Consider the following 4,065-nt stretch of genomic DNA (forward strand, 5'->3'; position numbering starts at 1 on the left):
ATGTGCTCGCGAGTCTGTGGCATCGGGCCGTCAGCTGCAGAGCAAACCAGGATAGCGCCGTCCATCTGCGCAGCACCGGTGATCATGTTTTTCACATAATCAGCGTGACCAGGGCAGTCAACGTGCGCGTAGTGACGAGTCGGGGAATCGTATTCTACGTGCGAGGTGTTGATGGTGATACCGCGAGCCTTTTCTTCCGGCGCGTTATCGATCTGGTCGAAACCACGAGCGGCTCCACCGTACGCCTCAGCACAAACGCGAGTCAGTGCTGCGGTCAGTGTAGTTTTGCCATGGTCAACGTGGCCGATAGTGCCCACGTTAAGGTGCGGTTTCTTACGTTCAAATTTCTCTTTAGCCACNCAGGTGCGGTTTTTTACGTTCGAACTTCTCTTTAGCCATCGAGAGATCCCCTATTCCTGAGTGCAATCGGTCACGCGACCATTAAATAAAAGGCAGATATTTGCATATCTGCCTTGATGCTGGAGCTCATGAGCGGATTTGAACCGCTGACCTCACCCTTACCAAGGGTGTGCTCTACCAACTGAGCTACATGAGCCTTTTACCTATTGCAGCACCAAACTGGAGCGGGTAGCGGGAATCGAACCCGCACCATCAGCTTGGAAGGCTGAGGTTCTACCGTTGAACTATACCCGCCGACTGCTCGGCTCGTGCGAAATCTGGTGGAGGGGGAAGGATTCGAACCTTCGAAGGCTAAGCCGTCAGATTTACAGTCTGATCCCTTTGACCGCTCGGGAACCCCTCCGTAAAAGAGGCGCCATTTTCATCACTAAGCGCTGACGTGTCAACACTTTTGTCAGAAAAAACCGTTACTTGAGCAAGCCCAGGGGCCGGCCTTGCATATTTCGACCCGCAACGCCTGCTGCTCGGACAGAAATCGCTCTGAGCGGTCATTGGAAACAACCCCGACAGCGCTACCTATTTGGGCTGGCGCACGGTTATGCTCAACAACAGCCCTGCGCGCCAGTGGAAAACTACGCACCATTGTTAGCTGGATGATTGGTCCTGCTGTGCCTCTTTATTCTCCGCGCACACCTGATACTGCTGCTGCAGCTCAGGAAAATCCACTTGCAGCCGCGTGAGCAGAGCTTGATCCACTAATCGTCGGGCTTCCTGCGCAACCTGTACCAGATATTCGATATTCGTTTGATTGACCCGCTGCACCCTCGCCGGATACCCCTCGTTTCCCAACTCCGCCTGACGGCTGGCGGCTTCCTCTTCGCTTTCGAATATGCCAAATGAAACATTGTCAGCTAAAGGACCTTCAGTGATCAGATAACTTTCAACATCTCTATCCTGCAATATGGTGATCTGGGCCAGCGCCTCCCGCCGGCCGCCCCCTATATCCATCACCACCCAAAAATCTGGCTCTCCAGGTATCTCCCGCTCGATGACGGAGGACTGAATACCTAAGGCCAGCAGGCGCTGCAAAAGCTGCTCAGCCCTGACCTCCCGGCTGAAGGTGCCAAAGTTAATGCACAGCGGCGCTGCAGCCCCGCGAACGGGCGGCACAAGCGGAATTACTTCGGCATCTGCGGGAACAACTGGCAGCCCCTCCTCCAGTGTTTGATCAGCCACCTCTCGCAGGGCGCGCTCGGCGCTGCGATCCTGCAACTGCCACAAACCGTACAGAATATTGAGGAGCAGCAGACACAGGAATATAGATTTCATCAGTCCACCTCCAGCGGGCACGCCAAAGCCAGTCCTTCGAACACCAGATCGCCAATCACATGGCAGCCACCAGGGAGTAGCTCTGCCATCCGGACAGCATCGCCTCCGGTGAGGATGACGACTATGCTGTCACCCAGAAGCTGGTGCGCTATGCGCAACTGCTCGCGCACGAAGCCCGATAACATAAGATCACACCCGTACTCCACGGCTTCGCCTGTTGACGTTCCGGGTTTGGGCAACTGCAGGTCACCCAGTGGCTGCTCATCGTAACGGACCAAGCGCGTATGACGCACCAGAGCAGTCCTCAATAACTTGCTACCGGGTGCAATATATCCCCCGAGGTGCTTCCCGCTCGCGTCGACAAAATCGACGGTGACCGCTGTCCCAAGATCAATCACGACACAGGCTTTCTTACACAACTCATAACCCGCAACCAAAGCCAGCCAGCGATCCATGCCCAGCTTCGCACAATCATCGTATCCGTTCGTTACGCTCGCCAATGTCTTGCTAGCGCGCGCAAGCAAAGGGTGCAGCTTGAGCCAGCTGGTGAGCTGATCCATCACCAGCTGAGTCTCTTCAGCTGATCGAACGCTAACCAGCCTACAGCCGCGAATTTCGCGCTCCTGCCCTCCAAGCAGTCGCTGCAGCTCGACCAGATCAGGAGCCATATCACGGTCACGCACTCGCCCCTCACGATCGACAAGACGCCATTTGATCAACGTGTTTCCACAATCGAGTTCAAGTAGCATCATTCAACCTCAAGCTTACCTCGCCACCGTTTATATGGGTCTCGCCTTGTGTCGAGACGAGCCTTAGCGCACCTCGCGCGGTCACCCCGCGGCTTACCCCTTCCTGTATCTGGTTTCCCGCGGTCACCTTGACGCCACGGTTGCGCCATGCATCCCGCTGCTCCCAACGCTCAACAAAGGGTAAGAAGCCGTCCTGCTTGAATACTTTCAGTGACCCGGCCAGACAGGATAGAAAAGCTGCGATCAGGCGGTTCCGATCAAGCTCTTGTTTTTGTCCGGACATCAAAAGCGATGTCCAGGGCTGGTCTATTTCCGGCGACTCATTCCGCATTAGCACGTTTACCCCCACGCCAATCACCACCAGGCATTCCGAGGTAAGATCGCCCGATAGCTCTGTAAGAATGCCCGCCAGTTTTCTTCCATCAAGCAGAACATCGTTAGGCCATTTCAATTTACATCCACGGTATCCGGCATTCTCAAGCGTTTCCACGAGTGCAAGGCCGACCACCAGGCTCAACCCTTCAAGCGACCGCGCCCCCCCCTCAAAAGGCTCAGCAATGGATAAGTATATGTTTTGAGCAAAGGGACTCGCCCATACTCGCCCACGCCGTCCACGTCCGGCCAGTTGCTGCTCACTGAGACAAACCAGCCGCCTAGCCCCAGCCGATTGCAGTTGACGCTGAGCCTCCGCATTGGTGGAATCAACTTGCTGGGACAGATGCCAGTCCCAGCTATCTCTCAAGGCTTCAGGAAGCGCAGCCTGGATCTGCATCAGGTCGAGAAGAACCGCATTGGGTGGAATGCGATAACCCTTCCCCCGCACCCGCTGCAGAGGGAACCCTTGCTTTTCCAGGCGGCTGAGAACTTTCCAGATCGCCGCGCGACTTACGCCCAATTCAGCTCCAAGCCGCTCACCTGAATGGAAGCGACCATCAGCCATCAATACGAGCAAGTCGTTCAGCATATTAATAAGCCATCTTGATTAACAGGCACGCATGATAGCGCTCAGGAGATCCAGTTTGAACGAATATGTTAGTTCATTCGCTGGTCACTGAGCGCTCAAGCACTTTCCAAATGATGGGCGCAGCTACCGCCTAGCGCTGTGAGACCATAGTTATGAGTTGAGCCTATTAGGAGTTGCCCGCAGGTGCAGTAGGATGTGATGGACGAGCTTAAGGCCTTTAGAAAACTACAGAGCGGCGCGTATCGCTGGCGGGAACCCCAACAATGCTATGGAGCTTTTGTTGCCCAGCCGCAGATACCGGCGCCTGGATCAGCATTAGGATATGGGTAAGTAATACGGTCCAGTCAGCACCCTCCCGTATTTTCCAGGCGCATAAAAGAACACCCCGACCTGTCTCCAGATCGGGGTGTTCTCGGTATAAGCGCTTGACGATGACCTACTCTCACATGGGGAGACCCCACACTACCATCGGCGATGCATCGTTTCACTTCTGAGTTCGGGATGGGATCAGGTGGTTCCAATGCTCTATGGTCGTCAAGCAATTCGTTGCTGTGCGGTTGTTAGTCCACACGGCGTAAAGGGTTGGGAGCGTGATAGAAGCTCTGACAAGGTGGTAACCGTAATCTCTGCAGTTCCAGACTGTCGTTCAATCGGTGTCTTGTA

4 protein-coding genes, 3 tRNA genes and 1 rRNA gene are annotated in these 4,065 nt (G+C 55.0%); all 8 read right to left on the bottom strand.

Annotated elements, in window-relative coordinates; genetic code table 11:
* A partial coding sequence (locus FZE95_RS19375) for a GTP-binding protein (RefSeq protein WP_190324606.1) occupies positions 1-359 on the bottom strand: 359 nt, incomplete at its 3' end.
* Positions 360-480: 121 nt separating this feature from the next.
* A tRNA-Thr gene (locus FZE95_RS19380) sits at positions 481-556 on the bottom strand.
* A 24-nt stretch (positions 557-580) separates the two neighbouring features.
* A tRNA-Gly gene (locus FZE95_RS19385) sits at positions 581-654 on the bottom strand.
* Between the two features lie 24 nt (positions 655-678).
* Positions 679-763: transfer RNA gene (locus FZE95_RS19390), tRNA-Tyr, on the bottom strand.
* A gap of 242 nt (positions 764-1,005) precedes the next feature.
* Positions 1,006-1,689: a YciI family protein gene (locus FZE95_RS19395; protein ID WP_150302432.1), complete on the bottom strand. Its 684-nt coding sequence runs from the start codon at positions 1,687-1,689 to the stop codon at positions 1,006-1,008.
* Positions 1,689-2,438: a type III pantothenate kinase gene (locus FZE95_RS19400; RefSeq protein ID WP_150302434.1), complete on the bottom strand. Its 750-nt coding sequence runs from the start codon at positions 2,436-2,438 to the stop codon at positions 1,689-1,691. The genes FZE95_RS19395 and FZE95_RS19400 overlap by 1 nt, the downstream gene beginning before the upstream one ends.
* The gene (gene birA / locus FZE95_RS19405) at positions 2,428-3,402 is read right to left on the bottom strand and encodes a bifunctional biotin--[acetyl-CoA-carboxylase] ligase/biotin operon repressor BirA (protein ID WP_223825137.1); all 975 of its coding nucleotides are present in this window, start codon (positions 3,400-3,402) and stop codon (positions 2,428-2,430) included. The genes FZE95_RS19400 and birA overlap by 11 nt, the downstream gene beginning before the upstream one ends.
* A gap of 423 nt (positions 3,403-3,825) precedes the next feature.
* Positions 3,826-3,941 (bottom strand): 5S ribosomal RNA (gene rrf, locus FZE95_RS19410).
* Positions 3,942-4,065 lie beyond the last annotated feature (124 nt).

This window comes from Pseudomonas profundi, from assembly GCF_008638305.1.
GTDB classification, from domain to species: Bacteria; Pseudomonadota; Gammaproteobacteria; order Pseudomonadales; family Pseudomonadaceae; genus Halopseudomonas; species Halopseudomonas profundi.